General features: G+C 67.9%; 15 protein-coding genes. 12 read left to right on the plus strand and 3 right to left on the minus strand.

Annotation, left to right across the window (positions count from 1 at the left end; translation table 11 throughout):
• Positions 1 to 2: 2 nt before the first annotated feature.
• From AC1DXX_RS07990 to AC1DXX_RS08000, 3 genes are read right to left on the minus strand one after another with little or no spacing between them, the layout of a single operon-like run.
• The gene (locus tag AC1DXX_RS07990) at positions 3 to 743 is read right to left on the minus strand and encodes a GntR family transcriptional regulator (protein WP_478133640.1); all 741 of its coding nucleotides are present in this window, start codon (positions 741 to 743) and stop codon (positions 3 to 5) included.
• A 22-nt stretch (positions 744 to 765) separates the two neighbouring features.
• Positions 766 to 2,529, minus strand: coding sequence for a glycerol-3-phosphate dehydrogenase/oxidase (locus tag AC1DXX_RS07995; RefSeq protein ID WP_478133641.1), 1,764 nt, complete (start codon positions 2,527 to 2,529; stop codon positions 766 to 768).
• Positions 2,526 to 4,073 carry an FGGY family carbohydrate kinase gene (locus AC1DXX_RS08000; protein WP_478133642.1) on the minus strand — a complete coding sequence of 516 codons (1,548 nt, stop codon included), beginning with the start codon at positions 4,071 to 4,073 and terminating at the stop codon, positions 2,526 to 2,528. Before AC1DXX_RS08000 ends, AC1DXX_RS07995 begins: the two co-directional genes overlap by 4 nt.
• A 179-nt stretch (positions 4,074 to 4,252) precedes the next feature.
• Between AC1DXX_RS08000 and AC1DXX_RS08005 the strand changes: the two genes are divergently transcribed.
• From AC1DXX_RS08005 to AC1DXX_RS08060, 12 genes are all read left to right on the plus strand, one after another.
• The gene (locus AC1DXX_RS08005; RefSeq protein ID WP_478133643.1) at positions 4,253 to 5,299 is read left to right on the plus strand and encodes a substrate-binding domain-containing protein; all 1,047 of its coding nucleotides are present in this window, start codon (positions 4,253 to 4,255) and stop codon (positions 5,297 to 5,299) included.
• A gap of 61 nt (positions 5,300 to 5,360) precedes the next feature.
• A complete protein-coding gene (locus AC1DXX_RS08010) occupies positions 5,361 to 6,890 on the plus strand; it encodes a sugar ABC transporter ATP-binding protein (protein ID WP_478133644.1) in 1,530 nt (509 codons plus the stop codon).
• Entirely contained in the window at positions 6,887 to 7,903 is a 1,017-nt protein-coding gene (locus AC1DXX_RS08015) for an ABC transporter permease (RefSeq protein WP_478133645.1), read from the plus strand. The genes AC1DXX_RS08010 and AC1DXX_RS08015 overlap by 4 nt, the downstream gene beginning before the upstream one ends.
• The gene (locus AC1DXX_RS08020; RefSeq protein ID WP_478133646.1) at positions 7,900 to 8,880 is read left to right on the plus strand and encodes an aldo/keto reductase; all 981 of its coding nucleotides are present in this window, start codon (positions 7,900 to 7,902) and stop codon (positions 8,878 to 8,880) included. Before AC1DXX_RS08015 ends, AC1DXX_RS08020 begins: the two co-directional genes overlap by 4 nt.
• Before the next feature lie 39 nt (positions 8,881 to 8,919).
• Positions 8,920 to 9,771, plus strand: coding sequence for a class I fructose-bisphosphate aldolase (locus AC1DXX_RS08025; RefSeq protein ID WP_478133647.1), 852 nt, complete (start codon positions 8,920 to 8,922; stop codon positions 9,769 to 9,771).
• Between the two features lie 145 nt (positions 9,772 to 9,916).
• Positions 9,917 to 14,626 carry an RICIN domain-containing protein gene (locus AC1DXX_RS08030; RefSeq protein WP_478133648.1) on the plus strand — a complete coding sequence of 1,570 codons (4,710 nt, stop codon included), beginning with the start codon at positions 9,917 to 9,919 and terminating at the stop codon, positions 14,624 to 14,626.
• Positions 14,627 to 14,766: 140 nt separating this feature from the next.
• Positions 14,767 to 15,006 (plus strand): F0F1 ATP synthase subunit C, encoded by a 240-nt coding sequence (gene atpE / locus AC1DXX_RS08035; RefSeq protein ID WP_478133649.1) that lies wholly within the window; start codon positions 14,767 to 14,769, stop codon positions 15,004 to 15,006.
• A 193-nt stretch (positions 15,007 to 15,199) separates the two neighbouring features.
• Entirely contained in the window at positions 15,200 to 16,405 is a 1,206-nt protein-coding gene (locus tag AC1DXX_RS08040; protein ID WP_478133650.1) for an ABC transporter substrate-binding protein, read from the plus strand.
• Positions 16,402 to 17,322 carry a branched-chain amino acid ABC transporter permease gene (locus tag AC1DXX_RS08045; protein WP_478133651.1) on the plus strand — a complete coding sequence of 307 codons (921 nt, stop codon included), beginning with the start codon at positions 16,402 to 16,404 and terminating at the stop codon, positions 17,320 to 17,322. Before AC1DXX_RS08040 ends, AC1DXX_RS08045 begins: the two co-directional genes overlap by 4 nt.
• Positions 17,319 to 18,284, plus strand: a complete 966-nt coding sequence (locus AC1DXX_RS08050) for a branched-chain amino acid ABC transporter permease (protein ID WP_478133652.1) — start codon at positions 17,319 to 17,321, stop codon at positions 18,282 to 18,284. The genes AC1DXX_RS08045 and AC1DXX_RS08050 overlap by 4 nt, the downstream gene beginning before the upstream one ends.
• A complete protein-coding gene (locus tag AC1DXX_RS08055) occupies positions 18,281 to 19,036 on the plus strand; it encodes an ABC transporter ATP-binding protein (protein ID WP_478133653.1) in 756 nt (251 codons plus the stop codon). Before AC1DXX_RS08050 ends, AC1DXX_RS08055 begins: the two co-directional genes overlap by 4 nt.
• Positions 19,033 to 19,761 (plus strand): ABC transporter ATP-binding protein, encoded by a 729-nt coding sequence (locus AC1DXX_RS08060; protein WP_478133654.1) that lies wholly within the window; start codon positions 19,033 to 19,035, stop codon positions 19,759 to 19,761. Before AC1DXX_RS08055 ends, AC1DXX_RS08060 begins: the two co-directional genes overlap by 4 nt.
• Positions 19,762 to 19,769: the final 8 nt, after the last annotated feature.

Raw genomic sequence — 19,769 nt, forward strand, 5'->3', positions numbered from 1 at the left:
GTTCAGGTCGTCGTCTGCACGTGCAGGCGGCTGGTCTTGCAGCGGTGCAGCGCGCGGTAGTGTTCCAGCGGGCGGCCGTTGGCGCCGTAGGCGATCGACTCGATGCGCAGCAGCGGCTCGGGCTGCGGCAGGTCGAGCAGCTTGCAGGTTGCCGCGTCGGGCAGCACCGCATCGATCCAGCGCTCGGCGCGCACGAGGCGCAAGCCGTACTGCCGGCGCAGCACGTCGTAGAGCGAGCGGTCGTCCAGCCGCGTGCGGTGCAGGCCCGGCGCCAGGTCCGCCGGCACCACCGTCTCGACCAGCAGGCGCAGCTCGCCGTCGACGCTGCGCAGGCGCTTGAGCGCAACGACCTGGGCGTCTGCGTCGGTGAGGCCCAGCGCGCTGGCCTCCTGCTCGGTGGGCGCGCGCAGTTCCTGCGTGAGGATCTGCGTGCGCACCGAGCGGCCCTTGCGTTCCATCTCGTCGGAGAAGCCCAGCACGGTCGAGACGAAATCCTCGTCGCGCTCGCGCGCCGACACGAAGGCGCCGCGGCCCTTGATCTTGTAGATCAGGTTGTTGCGCACCAGGTCGGCCAGGGCCTCGCGCACCACGATGCGCGAAATGCCGAACTGGTCGCCGAGCTCCGCCTCGGACGGCAGCTTGGCGCCGATGGGCAGTGCGCCCTGCAGGATCTGCAGGCGGATCGCGTCGCGAAACTGGGCCCACAGGGGGGACTCGGAATTGCGGTCGAGCACGGTCGACATGTCGTTGGGACTGCTGTTCACTTTAGGACTGGCCAAGGGCCGAACTTGCCATCAATGATGCATCGAAAGAGGGTTCTGCGCCGGGCGCCACGGCCTGGAGGCGCACGCTGTGCCGCTCGCGCAGCGCGGTCGCGCAAGTGCGCAGTTCGTCGTGCGCGCGGGCCGTGTCCCAGCCCAGCGCTTCGGCCGCGACGCCCGCGATCTCGGCGAGCGCGGCATCGGTGACGAGACCGCGAATGGCCAGCAGCGTGCGGCGGACCACGAGGTCGTCGAGGTGCGCCACGCCGGTTTCGAGGCACAGGTAGGACAGCTCGGCAGCCGAGTAATCGGGCGCATGCTGCAGCGGCACATCGCCGGAAGCCGCGAGGCGCTGCGCCAGCGGCAGTGCCTTCGAGCCATAGCGCCCCAGCAGGTCGAGCGCACGCGTGCGGCCCATGCCGGAGGCGGCCATCATCTTCTCGATGAAGCGCTCGGTCGCGGCCGCATCGGCCGGCAGCTCCGCGCCGCCGCCGATGGGCAGCAGCTCGGTCGATGCCGTGCGCGAGCGGCCCAGCTGCTGCAGCACTTCGGTGGTCGCTTCCTCGGCGAGCGATCGGAAGGTGGTCCACTTGCCGCCGACGAGGCCGACGATGGGAATGTCGCGCGTCGCATTCGGCGGATCGACGACCACCGAATGGTCGCGCGAGATCTGCCCGGGCTTGTCCGCATCCGAACGCGCGAGCGGCCGCACGCCGACGTACGTGTAGACCACGTCGTCGCGCCCGAAAGCCATGTTCGGAAAGACCTCGCGCAGCACGTCGATCAGGTAGTCGACCTCGGCGGGCTCGGTGACGATCTGGTCCGGGTCTTCGACCGGGATGTCGGTGGAGCCCACGAGCACGCGGTCGAGAAAGGGATAGACGATGCACACGCGCCCGTCCACCGCCTCGAAGTAGGCCATGCGGCCGTCGAGCGCATCGCGCAGCGCGGGATGGTCGAGCACGAGGTGCGAGCCCTTGGTGCCCATCACGCGTGGACCCGCGCCGCCGAGCACGGCCGCGCTGCGGTCGAGCCACGCGCCCGTGGCGTTCACCACGGTGTCGGCGGTCACGCGCACCAGGGCGCCAGTGATCTCGTCGCGCAGCGTCAGGATGTTGCCCGCGCAGCCCATCACGCGGCAGTAGTTGGCGGCCGCCGAGCGCGGCTGGTCGCGGCAGGCATCGCCGATCAGCTCGAGGATGAGCCACTCGGGGTGGCTGATCCACGCATCGAAGAAAGTCGCGGTCCAGCGGATCGCCGCGCGGAACAGGCCGCGGTCGTTCGAAGGCACGCGGCTGATGCGATGCCCCGGCATCACGCGCTGGCGGCGCCCCAGCAGGTCATAGAGGCGCAGGCCCAGCGCCACCGCCAGCAGGCCCCGCGTGCGCTGCGGCGGCGTGCGGCCGAAGAACTTGAGCGCGCTGCTCATCAGGCCGCCGAAGAAGTTCGCGAGCGGCACCACCGTCTTGAGCGGGCGCACCAGGTGCGGCGCATTGCGCAGCAGCAGGTTGCGCTCGCGCGTGGCTTCGGCCACCAGCGAGAAGCTGCCGTTCTCCAGGTAGCGCAGGCCGCCGTGGATCATGCGCGAGGGCGCACTGCTGGCGCCGGCGCCGAAGTCGCCCTTGTCGACGATCAGGCAGTCCACGCGCTGCAGCGAAAGGTCGCGGAACACGCCGACGCCGTTGATGCCGGCGCCGACGATCACGGTCGAGAAATGGCGGTCCGCCAGCGAGGCCGGACGCACGAAGGGAAGTTGCCATGCGCTCATCGAGAAACCTCCGCGCTGTGCGCTGCGGTGCGAGCGCCTTCGGGCGGCCGGGCGGCGCTCTGCGCACCGCCCGCGAGTTGGGTGAATACAGGTGACATGCTGTCGATCAGTTCGTTGAAACCGGCGTTGAAATCCGAATGGGCGCGTGCGTCCCTTGCATCGGGTTCGATGACGTCGCAGGGCGCGAGCAAGGCACTGCCCTGCGCCGCATCGCCGAGGCCTTGCGACATGGCGGCGTAGAGCGCGGCACCGCGTGCGCCGGTCTCGTCGTCGGCGCAGCGTTCGACCGGGCGGCCGAGGAAGGCGGCGAGCAGGCGCACGAGGCGTGCGTCGCTCGCACCGCCGCCCAGCACCGTCGATGCGGAAACGGCGAGGCCGCCCGCGGCAAGGCGCGCCGTGTGCCGCGCATGCAGCGCCGCCACGGCATCGACCACGGCGCGCGCCATGTCCGGGCGTGTGTGATGGCTCTTGAGGCCGACGAAGCCCGCTGTCACGCCACCGCCGCCGTTGATGAAGGGCACGAAGCGCAGGCCGTTCGCGCCGAGCGGCACGGTCATCGCGAGGTCGACCACCGCGCGCGCATCGGGCAGCGCGAGCACGCCGGCCAGCCAGGCGATGTTGGCCATCGAGGAGGGACTGTTCTCCATGTAGAGCCGCTCGTGCGTGCGGCCGAAATTCACGATGGAGGCGACGGCGGGCTTGGGCGCGATCACCGGCCCGATCACCGCGTTCACGCACCAGGTGCCGAAGACCTGCACCGCACGGCCCCGGCCTTCCGCGCAGATCGCGGTCATCGAGGCGAGCAGGTCGATGGCGCCCATCGCGACGGGAATGCCCGCAGGCAAACCGCACAGCGCCGCCTCGGAGGGCCGCAGCTTTCCGAGCACGGTGCCGCTCGGCACGATGGGACCGAAGGCGCGCGGCCCGAGGTCCGCGAGGCCCGAGGCATCGAAGGCCGCCTGCGACCAGTCGCCGGTGGCCAGCGACACCAGGCCGGCGGTGCTCGCATCGCTCGCGTCGGTGGCGATCTCGCCGGTCAGCAGGAAGCCGAGGTAGTCCTTCGCGAACAGCAGGCGGCGCAGCGCGCTGCGCTGCACGGCATCGGCGCCCAGCAGCTCGGCCGCGATCACCGTGGGCTGCCCGGGCCACGGGCGGCAACCCACGTCCTCGAACAGCCGCGCACCGTGGCTCGCCGACAAGGCACGCGCGCGGGCATCGGCGCGCTGGTCGGTCGAGGCGACGGCACGCCCGCCCACGAGTTCATTGTTGGCATCGAGCGCATAGAGGCCTGCACCGTGGCCGGTGCAGGCCATGGCGCGGACCTCGGCCGTGCGCGGGCCGAGCTGGCGGGCGACATCGCGCAGCACGTGGGTCAACGCGGCGCGGATCGCCGGCGCGCCGACCTCGCAGCCGCCTCCGGAGAGCCGGTCGTGCGGCAAGGGCATGCGGGACAAGGCGACGCTGCGGCCGCTTCCGGCTTCGAGGGCCAGCGCTTTCAGGCTGCTCGATCCCATGTCGACGCCGATCAGTATGTTGGGCTTCATGTCATAACAGCTTCGGCGGAATAAAAGCGCCTCGCCAGTAGCGTTTCCCCTAGTTATCGAGGCAAACGGGTCAGGCTTACATTCTAGCCTGTCATAACAACTGATGTGACACCGAGGTCCCGAAGATCTGCTCGCAAAGCAGATCGCAAGCTCTGCCAGTCAACGTGAGGAGACAAAGAATGAGGCGTAATTTCCTGAAGTCCGCGGCCGCCGCCGGCATCGGTTTGGCCGGTGCGAGCGCGCTCGCGCAACAGCAAGCAGCTGCCCCCGCTGCAGGCACGGGCCTGCGCGGCAATGCCAGCGACGTCTACGTGATGAACGTGATGGTGTCCGGCGTGGAGTACTGGTTTCCGGTCTACGAAATGATGAAGCAGCTCGGCCGCACGCTGGGCGTTCGCACCCGCTACACCGGCACGCCCGAGTACGACGTGAACAAGCAGTTGGCCTCGTTCGAGCAGGAGCTGGCGCGCAAGCCCGCGGGCATCCTGCTGCACCCGATGAACCCCGATCCGTTCATCGAGCCGATCAACCGCGCGGCAGCGATGGGCATCCCGGTCGTCACCTTCGCGGCCGACTCGCCGAACTCGAAGCGCACCTCCTTCATCACCTCGGACAACGACCGCGAGGGCACGCAGGCCGCCGACGCCATCGCGGCCTCGCTCAACGGCAAGGGCGAATACGCGGTGCTCGAGAACCCGGGCCAGGACAACCACGACCGCCGCATCGCGGCCTTCGTGAACCGCATGAAGACCAAGCACCCCGGCATGAAGCTGGTCGGCCGCGCCGCCAGCAACCAGGACCCGAACAAGGCCTACCAGGCGGTGCTGAGCCTCGCGCAGGCCAACCCGAACCTGGGCGCCCTGTTCATGCCCGAAGCCAACTCGGCGCTCGGCGCAGCACAGGCCAAGGTCGAGACCAAGAAGAACATCAAGGTGATGTGCTGCGACGTCAACGCCAAGATCCTCGACATGATCAAGTCGGGCGACGTGTTCGGCTCGATCAACCCGAACCAGGGCATGCAGGGCTACATGGGCATGATGATGCTGTTCCTGGCGAAGAACCCGACGCTCATCGACCCGATGAACGACGCCAAGCGCAACGGCACCAACCCGATGTCGGTGCCCTTCCTGGACAACGGCCTGGCCGTGGTCAGCAAGGCGAACGCCGACGACTTCTACTGGGACAAGTACCTCGCACGCCGCGGCACCAAGGGAATCGGCGAATGAGCGCAGCGTCGGGCCGCCCCAAGCAAGCTCGCACCGCAGCGCATAGCGCGGAGGTCGCCGAATGAGCACTGTGGGTTCTTCTTCCTCATTGCTCGAGCTTCGCGGCATCGGCAAGCGCTTCGGCGCTTCGCGCGCGCTCTCGGGCGTGGACTTCTCGCTGCAGGCCGGCGAGATCCACGCCCTGTGCGGCGAGAACGGCGCGGGCAAGTCGACGTTGATGAACATCATCGACGGCATCCACCGCCCCGACGAAGGCAGCATCCTGCTGAACGGCGAGAAGGTGGTGATCGACGGCCCGGCGCACGCGATGCGCCTGGGCATCGGCCTGGTGCACCAGGAGATCGCGCTGTGCGCCGACGCGACCGTGGCCGAGAACATCTTCATGCCGGAGATCAACGCCGGCAGGCAGGCGTGGATGAACTATGCCAGCTTCAACGAGCGCGCCGCGAAGGTACTGCGCCGGCTGGGGCAGGACATCGCCCCCGGCGCGCTGGTGCGCGACCTGAGCATCTCGAGCCAGCAGCTGGTGGAGATCGCCAAGGCGCTCACGCTCGACTGCAAGGTGCTGATCCTCGACGAGCCCACGGCCGCGCTGACCGACAACGAGTCGGCAGCGCTGTTCCGCGTGCTGCACGACCTGAAGGCACAGGGCATCGGCATCATCTACATCAGCCATCGCATGGCTGAAATCTTCACGCACGGTGACCGCGTCACCGTGCTGCGCGACGGGCGCAACGTGCATTGCGGGCCGCTCGCCGGGCTGACGCCGGACGAGCTGGTGCGCCGCATGGTCGGGCGCGACCTCGGCAATTACTACCCGCCGAAGCAGGCCACGTCCGCATCTTCCGAGCCCGTGCTCGAAGTGACCGACATCGCCGATGGCGAGCGCGTGCACGGCGTCTCCTTCGCGCTCCAGCGCGGCGAGATCCTCGGCATCGCGGGCCTCATGGGCGCGGGCCGCAGCGAGCTTGCCGAAACCATCTGCGGCCTGCGCACCGCGAAGCGCGGTACCGTGCGCCTCGGCGGCAAGACGATCGCAATCCGCAAGTACAGCGACGCGCTGAACGAAGGCATCGCCTACCTCAGCGAAGACCGCAAGGCAGCGGGCGTGTACCTCGACCTGCCCATCGCACAGAACATCTCGTCGATGGCGCTGCGGCGCGTGAGCTCCGGCTGGGGCCTGTTGCAGCGCTCGGCCGAACACCGCCTGGCACGCGAGCTCGGCGCCAAGCTCAATCTCAAATCGGACGGCGTGGCCATCGAGGTGTCGAGCCTGTCGGGCGGCAACCAGCAGAAGGTGGCCATCGCCAAGCTGCTGGCCACCAACCCCAAGGTGCTGCTGATGGACGAGCCCACGCGCGGTGTCGACGTGGGCGCCAAGTCCGAGATTCACCACATCCTGCGCGAGCTCGCGGACCAGGGCGTGGGCGTGATCGTGATCTCGTCGGAGCTGCCCGAGATCATCGGCTTGTGCGACCGCGCGCTGGTGATCCGCGACGGCCGGCTGGCCGGCGAATTGAATTCCAACGAAATAACGGAGGAAGCCCTGCTGCGGCTGGCCTCCGGACTCTGCGAACAGGAGATGGCATGAACTACCCGGCACAACTCGATGCGGGCCTTCCACCACGGCAATCAGGCGGCGGGCCCGTGAAGCCGGCCAACAAACTCACGAGCATGCGCGAAGCAGGGTTGCTTCTCATCATCGCGGTGCTCTGCGTGGCGATGAGCTTCGCATCGCCCTACTTCCTCACCTGGGACAACGTGCGCGCGATGCTGTTGTCCTTCTCCATCGAAGGCATCGTGGTGGTCGGCATGACGATCCTGCTGATCGTCGGCGGCATCGACCTCTCGGTCGGCTCGGTGGTCTGCTTCGCGATGGTGGTGACGGGCAAGCTCTTTCTCATGGGCGTCGACCCCTGGCTCGCGAGCCTCGTGGCCATCGGCGCGAGCGGGCTGATCGGCGCCATGATCGGCGGTTGCGTCACGCGCATCGGGCTCAATCACTTCATCGCCTCGCTGGCCTTCATGGTGATCGTGCGCGGGCTGTGCCTCGCGCTCACGCAGGGCACGCCGCAGTCGCTGTTCTCGCTGCCGGCCGAATTCAAGTTCATCGGGCAAGGCACGCTCTTCGGCATCCCGGCGGTGATCCTGATCTTCGTGGCGATCGTGGTGGTGAGCGATTTCGTGCTGCGCCGTTCGACGCTGCTGCGCCGCGTGTTCTACACCGGCAGCAACGAGAAGGCTGCGCTGTACTCGGGCATCCGCGTGGGCCGCGTGAAGTTCTGGGTCACGGTGCTGTGCTCGGCCTCGGCAGGCCTCGCCGGCGTGATCTACACGGCCCGCTTCGGCGCCGCAACGCCGACCTTCGGGGTTGGCATGGAACTCAACGTGATCGCTGCCGCGGTGATCGGCGGCGCCAGCCTCAAGGGCGGCTCGGGCACGGTGCTGGGCGCGGTGCTCGGTCTGGCGCTGCTCTCGGTGGTGACCAGCTCGCTGATCCTGCTCGACGTGTCGCCTTACTGGCAGGACGTGATCAAGGGCCTGATCCTGCTCGCGGCCGTGACCATCGACCACCTCATGAACACGAGAAAGAAGACGAGATGAAGAAGACAACGCTGGGCCCGTCGGGCATCGAATGCTCGGCCATCGGCCTGGGCACCTGGGCCATGGGCGGGTGGATGTGGGGCGGCGGCGACAACGCGGCCGCCGTCATCGCGATCCAGGCCTCGCTCGACGCGGGCGTGAACCTGATCGACACCGCGCCGGCCTATGGGCTCGGCCGCTCCGAGAGCATCGTCGGCACCGCCCTCAAGGGGCGCCGCCACGAGGCCGTGGTCGCCACGAAATGCGGGCTGGTCTGGCACACCCAGGAAGGTACGCACTTCTTCGAGGAAGACGGCCACCCGGTGTACCGCTACCTCGGCCGCGACTCGATCTTCCATGAATGCGAAGAGAGCCTGAAGCGGCTGCAGACCGACTACATCGACCTCTACATCACGCACTGGCAGGACAGCACCACGCCCGTGGCCGAGACCATGGACGCGCTGCTCGACCTGAAGAAGCAGGGAAAGATCCGCGCCATCGGCGTGAGCAACGTGAGCCCCGAGACGCTGGCCGAGTACCTGCGCTACGGCCCGGTCGATGCGGCGCAGGAGCGCTACAGCCTGATCGACCGCGAGATCGAGGCCACGCTCGCACCGCTGTGCAGCGAGCACGACGTCGCGGTGCTCGGCTACTCGTCGCTGGCGCTGGGCCTGCTCGCCGGCCCCATCGACCCCGCGCGCGAGTTCAAGGGCGACGACCAGCGCGCGAGCAACCCGCGTTTCAGCGAAGCCAACCGCGCGAAGCTCAAGGCCTTCTTCGAAGAGCTCGACCCCTTGCGCGTGCGGCTGGAGTGCTCCTTCGGCCAGATGATGATCGCCTGGACCGTCGCACGCGGCACCGTCGCGGTGGCGCTGTGCGGTGCGCGCGTGCGCCAGCAGGCGATCGAGAACGCCGGCGCCGGCGCGGTCGAACTGGGCGACGAAGCCCTGCGACTGATCGACGCCGCCGCGAAGCGCCACCTCTCCGCGCTCGCCTGACCCCCTTTCATTTCCGACCCCAACAAGGAGTTCTTTCCCATGTCGAAAGACAAGACCGCGCGGCTCAACCGCTTGCTGACCCACGGCCGCTGCCTGGACATCGCACTCGACCACGGGGTGTGCAACGAGCCCTCATTCCTCGACGGCCTGGAGGACATGCCCCAGGTCATCGACAAGCTCGTGGCCGCCGGCCCCGATGCGATCCAGCTCAACTACGGCCAGTCCGACCTGCTGCAGGACCGCCCCGGCCGCGACAAGCCCGCGCTCGTGATGCGCATCGACATGGGCAACCCCTACAACGCCACGCTGCACCGTGTGATGTGGGCCCAGCTGCAGAACGAGCACGACCCGGTGCTGCCCGCCGTGCAGCGCGACGCGGCCTGCGTGGTGGTGAACCTGTTCATGCTGCCGAACGAGCCCGACCTGTTCCGCCAGTGCGTGCAGAACATCGCACGCGTGCGTGCCGACTGCGACCGCTACGGCATGCCGCTGATGATCGAGCCGCTGGTGATGCAGTCGCCCACGCCCGGCAGCCGCTACCAGGTCGACGGCGACGCCGAGAAGATCGTCACCCTCGTGCGCCTCGCGCGCGAGATGGGCGCCGACATCGTCAAGGCCGACCCGACCAGCGACCCGAAGGATTTCCACCGCGTCGTCCAGGCCGCGCGCTGCCCGGTTCTCGTGCGCGGCGGCGGTCGCGAAGACCTGCGCCAGGTGTTCGCGCGCTCGCGCGAGCTGATGGACCAGGGCGCGGTCGGCATGGTGTACGGACGCAATGTGTACCAGCACGCCAATCCGTCCGCGGTGGTCAGTGCGCTGATGGCCATGATCCACCGCGGCGCCAGCGCCGCGGCGGCCTGGGACATCTACGAATCGGGCGGCACGAAGTAACTCAGCCGCAAGGGAGAGGGTTTTACGGCAGGCGATCACCCGTCGCCTGCCGGGGTGCGTCCTGCGCGCGCACTTTGCAAGTCGAGCCAGAGAAGAAACGAGTCAGTGGGTCCCCCTGCGAACTTCTAACAACTTGGAGGCAACGATGAAGATCCGGTATTACGTGATGGCATTGATGGTGCCGTTCGTCACACTGCTGACGCACGCGGCAATCACCGGGGTCAGTCCGATGACGACCCTGAGCAACATGGCGACGGCGGTCTCCGCCGCTGTCGCCGACCCGCTCCCGCTGCAGGGGCCGGGCCTGGGCAACCTCACCTACACCTCGGCTGAACTGTTCAAGCCGGTGTCGATGATCACGAGCACCACGCATCCGCTCGATCCTGCCTACAACAGCGCCTACGAATCGCGCGAAGTGCCCGCCACCTACCCGGGCCGCAAGGACTACGGGATGAACGCGGGCATCATGGTCAACGGCTATTTCCTCAGCACCTTCGCGCCGGACAGCGGCCTCGGGCCGGGCGGCTTCCTGCTGTACGACGTGTCGAACCCGCGCCAGATCCAGCTCGTCAAGAAGATCTACGAACCCGAAGCCCGCACCAAGGAGTTCCGAGAAACGCACTCCTTCGGCACCGCCAAGATTGGCGGCAAGACGTACGTGGTGCTGCCCAGCATCAACGGCGTCGAGTTCTGGGACTTCACCGACATCAACGACATCAAGCAGGTGAAGAAGCTGGCGCTGCCCGGCGTCAACGGCGGCGACTACGAGGACGTGGCCTGGCAGCTCTGGTGGCAGGCGCCCTACCTGTACGTGGCCTCGGCAGGCCGGGGCATCTTCATCGTCGATGCCAGGGACCCCGCGAATGCCGTGGTCGCGAACCGCGGCGCCGGCAAGCCCAATCCGGTGCCCACTGGCGAGCTCGGCGGTTTCCGCATCGGCCCTATCTTCACGATGGGCAACCACATGGTGCTGACCGCGATGGAAAGCAACGGCGGCTTTGCGAGCCTGGACATCTCCGACCCGCTCAATCCCAAGGTGCTCGACTCCATCGTGGGCACCACGCCGTTCTACTACGCGACCTGCTTCGACGGCAGGAACCTGCATGTCTCCACGCGCAACGGCGGCGCCAAGATGTACAGCTACGACCTCTCCGACCGCTCGCGCTTCGTGGCCGAGGACAACCGGCTGGTCATCGACGAACAGCTGTATTGCGCCACGCAGGACAACTACGTCATTCAGGGCGCGCAGAACTACATCCACAAGGTGGATGTGAGCAACCCGCTGAACCACGTCGAGGTGGGCCGCGGCAGTTTGCTTGACAAGAACGACCCGCTCTTCACTCACACGGATCATGGCCAGGTCGCGCCCTTCGGCAACCTGATCTTCGTGGGCAGCGACCACGGCACGGGCAGCGGCTTCATCGTGCACCAGGCCGACCCCGACACCACCAGGCCCGAGGTCAAGCAGGTCTCACCCGTCAACGGCGCGAAGCAGCAGGCCCTGACCTCACGCATCGGCCTGGGCATGACCGACAGCATCCGGCCCGAGAGCGTGAACTCCAACACCTTCATCGTGCGCCCGGTGGGCGGCAACACGCTGGCGGGCACCTACAGCGTGCAGCTGGGCATCATCAACTTCCACCCCGAGCAGCCGCTGCAGCCGGGCACCAGCTACGAGGTGTTCCTGCCGGCCAACGGTGTGAAGGACTATGCGGGCAACGCCATCGGCGCGGACTACAAGTCGACCTTCAACACCGGCAACGCGACCGATATCAACCTGATGCACTACTGGACGCTGGCGGGCAACCTCTCCGACCAGATCGGCAACAACAACGGCACGCCGGTATCGGGCGACGCGTTCGAGAGCATCGGCATGAACTTCGCGAACCGCACCGCCGGTGTGCCGCTGAAGAACGACTCTGTCGCTACCGTGCTCGGCGGCACCGCATCGCTGAGCTTCTACATGAAGACCACGCAGGCGGGCGGACCGAACTCGTGGACCGCACCCGGCATCTTCGGGCGCGACCAGGCGAGCGGCACGGACGACGTGTTCTGGGGCTGGCTCGACAACGGCGGGCGCATCAAGCTGTCGGTCGGCAATGACGGCGGCACCACCTCCACGGCGGCGGTGAACGACGGCAGCTGGCACCACGTGGTGATGACGCGCGACGCGGCCTCGGGCGCGCAGACCCTGTACGTGGACGGCGTGAAGACCAGCTCCACCGGCCCCACGGGCAACAAGGGCCTCACGAACAAGTTCCAGGTGATGGGCCAGATCCAGGGCAACACCGCGCTCTTCAAGGGCACGCTGGCGGAGGTGCGCGTCTACGGCCGCGTGCTCAACGACACCGAGGTGACCACGCTGCGCGGCCAGGCCATCATCGGCGACCCGGGCATCGGCGGCGGACCGAAGATCGTCAACGGCCAGCTGGTGTTCAACCCGGCCACGCTCGGCAGCAGCGGCGCGCAGTTCCGCTGGAACTTCGGCGACGGCACGCAGACCGCCTACTCGAGCCAGCCGAACTACACCTACACCTACACGCGCCCCGGCCACTTCACGGTGACGCTGACGGTGAAGGACAGCAGCGGCCGCGAGACCTTCTACACCTACAACCTCACCGTGATCGTCCCCGTCACGGCGCGGGCGCCGACGCACACCACCAACATCGCGGGTGACGCGAACTCGGTCTACTCCGTCAACCCCGACAGCGGCACGGTCGCCGCCATCGATGCGCAGACCCTGGCCAAGCGCTGGGAAACGCGCGTCGGCGACGAACCGAAGACGCTGGCCGTGGGCCCCGATGGCCGCATCTGGGTCACGGTGCAGGGTGAAGACAAGCTGGTGGCGCTCAGCGCGGCCGACGGCAGCATCTCCGCGACGGTTCCGCTGGCCTACGGCAGCGGCCCCTACGGCGTGGCCTTCACGCCCGACGGCGCGAAGGGCCTGCTGACGCTGGAGAGCAAGTCGGTGCTGATGAGCTTCGACCCGAGCAACGGCGCCACCACTGGCGCGGTCGCGCTGGCGGGCAACCTGCGGGGGATTGCGGTGAGCTCGGACGCACAGGTGGCTTATGTCACTCGCTTCAAGTCGCAGATGACGGGCGGCCAGCTGCACAAGGTCAACCTGCAGAGCATGAGCGCCATGACCACCATCGCGCTGCCGGTGGACACCGCCACGGTGGACACCGAGAGCCGTGCGCGCGGCGTGGCCAACTACCTGAGCCAGGTGATCATCTCGCCGGACGGCACGCGGGCGGTGCTGCCTTCGAAGAAGGACAACATCGTGCGCGGCAAGTTCAGGGACGGCAACAACCTGGAGCACGACAAGACGGTGCGTTCCATCCTCTCGCAGGTCAACCTGCAGACGGCCGCGGAAGTGTTCAGCGAGCAGATCGACTTCGACGACCGCGCACCGGCACGCGCCGCGCTGTTCTCGCCGTCGGGCGACTACCTCTTCGTGGCGCAGATGGAAGGCAATCGCGTGGCCATCGTCGATCCGTACAGCCGCTCGGTGCGGGGCGAGATCAACGCCAGCAGCGCGCCGCACGGCCTGTACCTGGACGCGACGCGCAAGCGCCTGTTCGTCAACAACTTCCTGGCGCGCTCGGTGTCGGTGCACGACGTGGCGTCGGTGCTGGCGTCCGAAACGGCGGCCCCGATCTTCCTGCAGAACGTGACGACCGTGGCGCAGGAGCCGATGGCGGCCGCGGCGCTGCGCGGCAAGCAGGTGTTCTACAACGCCTCCGACCGGCGCATGAGCAAGGACAACTACATCTCCTGCGCGAGCTGCCATGCGGATGCCGGCGACGACGGCATGGTGTGGGACTTCACCCAGCGCGGCGAAGGACTGCGCCGCACCATCGGCCTGCAGGGACGGCGCGGCCTCGGCCACGGCAAGCTGCACTGGACGGCCAACTTCGACGAGGTGCAGGACTTCGAGAACGACATCCGCAACGAGTTCGGCGGCACCGGCTTCCTCACCAACGCGGACTTCACGGCCACGCAGGACCCGCTGGGCGCACCCAAGGCCGGCAAGAACGCGCAGCTGGACGATCTCGCGGCTTACCTGACCTCGCTGAACAAGTACATGCGCAGCCCGGCGCGCAACGCGGACGGCAGCCTGAGCGTGGATGCGGCGCGCGGCCAGGCGCTGTTCGCCTCGGCGCAGTGCGTGACCTGCCACACCGGCGCCACCTTCCGCGACGGACAGCGGCACGACGTGGGGACGATCCAGGCCTCGTCGGGCAAGGGCATGAACCAGCCGCTGGCGGGCGTGGGCTTCGACACGCCGACGCTGCTGGGCACCTGGAACACCGCGGCCTTCTTCCACAACGGCCAGGCGGCCACGCTGCAGGACGTGCTCGCCAGCGGTCACGGCAACGCCAGCAGCCTGCCGGCGGCCGACGTGGTGGCGATCCGGGAGTACGTGCGGTCGCAAGACACGGACCCGACGCCGACGATCACCCGCATCCGTTCGAACCTCAGCAACCTGTGCGTGAACATCAAGGGCGTGTCGACCGCCAGCGGCGCGACGGCGGTGCAGTGGCCGTGCGGCACTGCGAGCAACGAGAAGTTCACGGTGACGAGCCTCACGGGCGGTTACGTGCAGTTCAAGGCCGAGCACAGCGGCCTGTGCCTGGCGCAGAGCGGCACCGCGACGACGAACGCGGCGGTGGTGCAGCTGGCCTGCTCGGCCGGCGACACGACGCAGTGGAGCCTGGTGGGCGGCGCGATCAAGAACCGCGCCTCGGGTTCTTGCCTCGACGTGCCGAACAGCTCGACGACGCAGGACACCGCGCTGATCACGTGGACCTGCAACGGCGGCAACAACCAGAACTGGACGCAGCTGCCCTGATGCGCTGACGCTCCCGTGAAGGCCGGCCGTTTCGACGGCCGGCCTTTTTTTCGTGCCGCCCATGACCTCCCACGTCATGGACCCTGTGCACCCGTTGCGAGAAAGTACGTCCATCGATCAACCAACCAGGAGAAAACACCATGACCGGCTTCAACATCCTTCCCCTCGCAGTCGCCTTCCTGATCGGCGTCGCCGCCTTCGGCTCCTGCCTCGGCATCGGACTGGTCGGCCAGAAGTTCCTCGAAAGCACCGCGCGCCAACCCGAGATGGTCGACGTGCTGCAGACCAAGTTCTTCCTGATCGCGGGCGTGACGGACGGTGCATTCATCATCGCAACGGGCATTGGCCTCTGGTTCGCAACGGCCAATCCCTTCGGCTGAACGGGTACCGGGAGCCCCTGAAATGGGGGCCTCTGCACCAGGAAGTGACACGATCCACTGGCACCATTCGTGCTAGCACCGTTGACACCGAATTGTTTATGGTTAAAGTATTTAGCTATCAACGGTTCGATGTCGCCGGTGCCGCATGGAGCGGTGCCGGTGCGTCGTTTCATCCTTCCCCCTCGGAGAACCCATGAGCCATCTGTCCCCGAAGTCGCCCGCGCTGCCGCGCACCCTCCTCTCGCTGCTGCTCTGCGGCGCAGCCCTTGGTACCGCGGCGTCGGCCATGGCCGCCCCCGTCAAGGTGGGTTTGGCCCTCGACATCTCGGGGCCTTTCGCGGCATTGGGCGCCGAGGCACGCGACGGCTTCGCGCTCGGCATCAAGCAGCTGGGCGGCAAGCTCGGCGGGCAGGACGTCGAATTCGTGCAGGCCGACATGGCCGGCAGCCCCGACCAGGCCAAGCAGCTGGTCGACCGCATGATCCAGCGCGACAAGATCGACATCTTCAGCGGCCCCATCGGCTCCAACGTGGCGCTGGCCGTGGGCCCCACGCTCTTCAATGCCAAGGTGCCCTACCTCTCGGCCAATGCCGGCCCGAGCCAGTTCGCGGGCGCCCAGTGCAATGCCTATTTTTTCGGCACCGCCTACCAGAACGACCAGTTCCATGAGGCCGCCGGCAAGTTCGCCCAGGACCGCGGCTTCAAGAAGACCGTGCTGATCGCCCCCAACTACCCCGCCGGCAAGGACGCCCTCGGCGGCTTCAAGCGCCAGTTCAAGGGCCAGGTGGCCGACGAGCTCTACACCAAGCTCGGCCAGATCGACTATGCCGCCGAACTCGCGCAGCTGCGCGCAGCCAAGCCCGACTCGATCTACTTCTTCCTGCCCGGCGCGATGGGCATCAACTTCATCAAGCAGTTCGTGGGCGCGGGCCTGTCGAAGGACATCACGCTCGTCACCAGCGGCTTCTCGGCCGACGAAGACGTGATCGGCGCCGTGGGCGAGCCGATGCTCGGTTTGTTCAACACCTCGCACTGGGCGCACGACCTGGACAACCCCGCCAACAAGGCCTTCGTGGCTGCCTTCCGCAAGGAATACAACGGGCGCTATCCGTCGGTGTACGCGGCGCAGGCGTACGACGCGATCCTCGCGATGGACGCGGCCGTGAAGCAGTCGGGCGGCAATGCGCAGAACCGCGAAGCCGTGGTGGCCGCGCTGAAGAAGGCCAACTACGCCTCGACGCGCGGCAATTTCAAGTACGCGAACAACCACTATCCGGTCGAGAACTTCTACCTGCGCGTGATCGGCAAGGATGCACAGGGCAAGGTCACGAACAAGCTGATCAACACGGTTCTCACGAACTACGGCGACAGCTACGCAGATAAGTGCCCCCTGAAGTGAGCGGCATCCTCGTTCTAGAGCAGCTGCTCAACGGCCTCGGCTATGGGCTGATGCTGTTCCTGCTGGCTGCGGGGCTCACGCTGGTGTTCGGCATCATGGACGTGCTGAACCTCGCGCATGGCTCGCTGTTCATGGCCGGCGCTTACGTCGCGGCCGAGGCGCACACGCGCACCGGCTCGTTCACCGCCGCCATCGTCATCGCGGTGGCGGTCACCGTCGTCGTCGCACTGCTGCTCGAAGTGCTGCTGATGCGCCGCCTCTACACACGCGACCACCTCGCGCAGGTGCTCGCCACCTTCGGCGTGATCCTGGTGGCCGACGACATCGTCACGATGGCCTGGGGCCCTTCGCCGGTGATGGCGCCGACACCTGCCGCGCTCTCGGGGCCGGTGAATCTCATGGACGGCCTGCCCTACCCGGCCTACCGGCTGGTGATCCTGGTCGGCGGACTGCTGGTGGCGCTGGCGCTCTACCTGCTGGTCAACCACACGCGCATCGGCATGCGGGTGCGCGCGGGCGCCTCCGACCGGCCGATGGCCGAGCTGATGGGCGTGCGCGTCGGACGCATCTTCAACGGCGTGTTCCTGCTCGGTGCGGCGCTCGCCGCGCTGGCGGGCGCGCTGATGGGCCCGATCGTCGCGGTGCAGGTCGGCATGGGCGAAGCGATCCTGATCCCGGCGCTGGTGGTGCTGGTGATCGGCGGTATCGGTTCAGTGCGCGGCGCCTTCGTGGCTGCACTGCTGGTGGGCGTGGTCGACACCATCGGGCGCGCCTTCGTGCCGATGCTGCTGCGCGCCACGCTGCCGCCGGCCACCGCGGCGGACCTGGGCCCGCTCTTCGCCGAAGTCGCGATGTACGCGCTGATGGTGGTTGTTCTGATCTTCCGGCCCTCGGGGCTCTTTTCGGCGCGCGCATGAAGTCTTCCTCCTCACGCTACATCGGCCTCGGGCTGGTCTTTGTGCTGCTCGCGGCGTTTCCGCTGGTCGCGCCGCTGTTCGGGCTCGAGTTCTACATCGGCTTCGTGCGGCGCGTGCTCGTCGTCGCGCTGGCCGCGGCCAGCCTCAATTTCATCCTCGGCTTCGGTGGCATGGTGGCGCTCGGGCATGCGGGCTTCATCGGCATGGGCGCGTACACGGTGGTGGCGCTCAGCGACGCGGGCGTGATGTCGGCCTGGGTGATGTGGCCGCTGGCCGCACTCGTCGCCGGCCTCGTCGCAACGCTGATCGGCACGGTGGCGCTGCGCACGCGCGGCGTGTACTTCATCATGACCACGCTGGCCTTTGCGCAGATGCTGTACTTCGTCGTGGTGTCGCTGCGGCGCTATGGCGGCGACGACGGTTACACGCTGATGAGCCGGCCCACGCTGCTGCCAGGGCTCGACCTCGGCAACGAGTCGAACTTCTACTGGGTGGTACTGGTGCTGGTGGCGCTGGCGCTCTGGTGGCTGCACCGCGCGACGCAATCGCGCTTCGGCCATGCGCTGATGGGCATTCGCGACAACGAGACGCGCATGCGGGCGCTGGGCTACCCGGTGTTCCGACTGCAGCTGGTGGCGTTTGCGATTGCCGGCGCCATCGCGGGGCTGGCGGGTGCGCTTCTTGCTGGTGGCAACGGTTTCGTCAGTCCCGCGACGATGCACTGGACGCAATCGGCCACGCTGCTGGTGATGGTGGTGATCGGCGGACTGGGCCGCAGCTGGGGCGGCCCCGTCGGTGCGGTCGTCTGGCTGGTGCTCGAAGAAGCCTTGAAGCAGCACACGGAGCATTGGCACATGCCGCTGGGATTGTTGTTGATTGCTGTCGCGTTGTGGGCGCCGAAGGGGCTTGCGGCGCTTTCCCGGCGCCGCCGGGCGGCGCCCCTCACCAAGGCAACACCATGAGCCTTTTCAGAATCGAAGGGTTGGTCAAGCGCTTCGGCGGCTTGCTCGCGACCGACCATGTGAACCTCACCGTGGAGCGCGGCGAAGTGCATGCGCTGATCGGGCCCAACGGCGCGGGCAAGACCACGCTGGTCAACCTGATCACCGGGCTCTTGAAGGCCGATGCGGGGCGCATCCTGCTCGACGAGATCGACATCACGAAACTGCGGGACCACCAGCGCGTGGCGGCCGGCATGTCGCGCTGCTTCCAGGTGACGCGCGTGTTCGCCAAGGAAACCGTGCACGACAACCTGATGCTCGCGGCGCAGGCCCATGCGGGCAGCAGCCTGCGCTTCATGGCGCCGCGCGCGACCGAGCGCGACCTGGTCCAGCGCGCCATCGCGCTGGCCGACCGCGTCGGCCTCGGCAGCGAACGCAACCGCATCGCGGGCACGCTGCCGCACGGCGCCCAGCGTGCGCTCGACGTGGCGCTGGCGCTCGCGGCCGAACCCAAGCTGCTGCTGCTCGACGAGCCGATGGCCGGCATGGGCCCCGACGAATCGGCGCGCATGGTGGACCTGATCGAATCGCTGCGCGCCTCGATGGCCATCCTCTTGATCGAGCACGACATGGACGCGGTGTTCCGCCTGGCCAACCGGCTCACGGTGCTGGTGCAGGGCCGCGTGCTGATGAGCGGCACGGCCGACGAAGTGCGTGGGCATCCCGACGTGCAGGCGGTGTACCTGGGTACCGAAGCAGAAGGACACGCATGAGCGCCGCGACCACAACCAGGACCTTGCTCGAAGCGAAGTCCATCGAGGCCGGCTACGGCGCGAGCCAGGTGCTGTTCGGCATCGACCTGAAGATCGGCGCGGGCGAAGTGCTCGCGCTGCTGGGCCGCAACGGCATGGGCAAGAGCACGCTCTTGAAGGTGCTAACCGGCACGCTCTCGCCGATGCGCGGCGACGTGCAGTTCGGCGGCGCCGCCATCGGCGGCCACAAGCCCGATGCCATCGCGCGCCGCGGCGTGGCCATCGTGCCCGAGGGGCGGCACGTGTTTCCGAACCTCAGCGTGGACGAGCACCTGCGCGCCTTCGCACGGCCGCGTCCGGGCAGTGCGCCGCGCTGGACGGTCGAGGCGCTCTACGGTCTGTTCCCGCGCCTGTCGGAGCGCAAGACCAACGCGGGCAACCAGCTCTCGGGCGGCGAGCAGCAGATGCTGGCCATTGCCCGCGCGCTCTCCACGCACCCGCGCCTCCTGATCCTCGACGAAGCCACCGAAGGCCTCGCCCCGGTGATCCGCGAGGAGATCTGGCACTGCATCGCCACCCTCAAGTCCGAGGGCGAAGCGATCCTGGTGGTCGACAAGTACGTGCAGCGCCTGCTGCCGCTGGCCGACCGCCATGTGATCCTCGAACGCGGGCGCGTCGTGTGGCAGGGCGACTCGGCGGCGCTCGATGCGGATCGGTCGCTCTGGACGCGCTACCTGGGCGTGTAGGTCTGCGT

It is taken from the genome of Variovorax sp. P4_B10 (assembly GCF_056402375.1).

Excerpts from the sequence above, each read along its gene's own strand:
- AC1DXX_RS07990 (WP_478133640.1), bottom strand. The coding sequence starts at position 743 with ATGTCGACCGTGCTCGACCGCAATTCCGAGTCCCCCCTGTGGGCCCAG.
- AC1DXX_RS07995 (WP_478133641.1), bottom strand. The coding sequence starts at position 2,529 with ATGAGCGCATGGCAACTTCCCTTCGTGCGTCCGGCCTCGCTGGCGGAC.
- AC1DXX_RS08000 (WP_478133642.1), bottom strand. The coding sequence starts at position 4,073 with ATGAAGCCCAACATACTGATCGGCGTCGACATGGGATCGAGCAGCCTG.
- AC1DXX_RS08005 (WP_478133643.1), top strand. The coding sequence starts at position 4,253 with ATGAGGCGTAATTTCCTGAAGTCCGCGGCCGCCGCCGGCATCGGTTTG.
- AC1DXX_RS08010 (WP_478133644.1), top strand. The coding sequence starts at position 5,361 with ATGAGCACTGTGGGTTCTTCTTCCTCATTGCTCGAGCTTCGCGGCATC.
- AC1DXX_RS08015 (WP_478133645.1), top strand. The coding sequence starts at position 6,887 with ATGAACTACCCGGCACAACTCGATGCGGGCCTTCCACCACGGCAATCA.
- AC1DXX_RS08020 (WP_478133646.1), top strand. The coding sequence starts at position 7,900 with ATGAAGAAGACAACGCTGGGCCCGTCGGGCATCGAATGCTCGGCCATC.
- AC1DXX_RS08025 (WP_478133647.1), top strand. The coding sequence starts at position 8,920 with ATGTCGAAAGACAAGACCGCGCGGCTCAACCGCTTGCTGACCCACGGC.
- AC1DXX_RS08030 (WP_478133648.1), top strand. The coding sequence starts at position 9,917 with ATGAAGATCCGGTATTACGTGATGGCATTGATGGTGCCGTTCGTCACA.
- atpE (WP_478133649.1), top strand. The coding sequence starts at position 14,767 with ATGACCGGCTTCAACATCCTTCCCCTCGCAGTCGCCTTCCTGATCGGC.
- AC1DXX_RS08040 (WP_478133650.1), top strand. The coding sequence starts at position 15,200 with ATGAGCCATCTGTCCCCGAAGTCGCCCGCGCTGCCGCGCACCCTCCTC.
- AC1DXX_RS08050 (WP_478133652.1), top strand. The coding sequence starts at position 17,319 with ATGAAGTCTTCCTCCTCACGCTACATCGGCCTCGGGCTGGTCTTTGTG.
- AC1DXX_RS08055 (WP_478133653.1), top strand. The coding sequence starts at position 18,281 with ATGAGCCTTTTCAGAATCGAAGGGTTGGTCAAGCGCTTCGGCGGCTTG.
- AC1DXX_RS08060 (WP_478133654.1), top strand. The coding sequence starts at position 19,033 with ATGAGCGCCGCGACCACAACCAGGACCTTGCTCGAAGCGAAGTCCATC.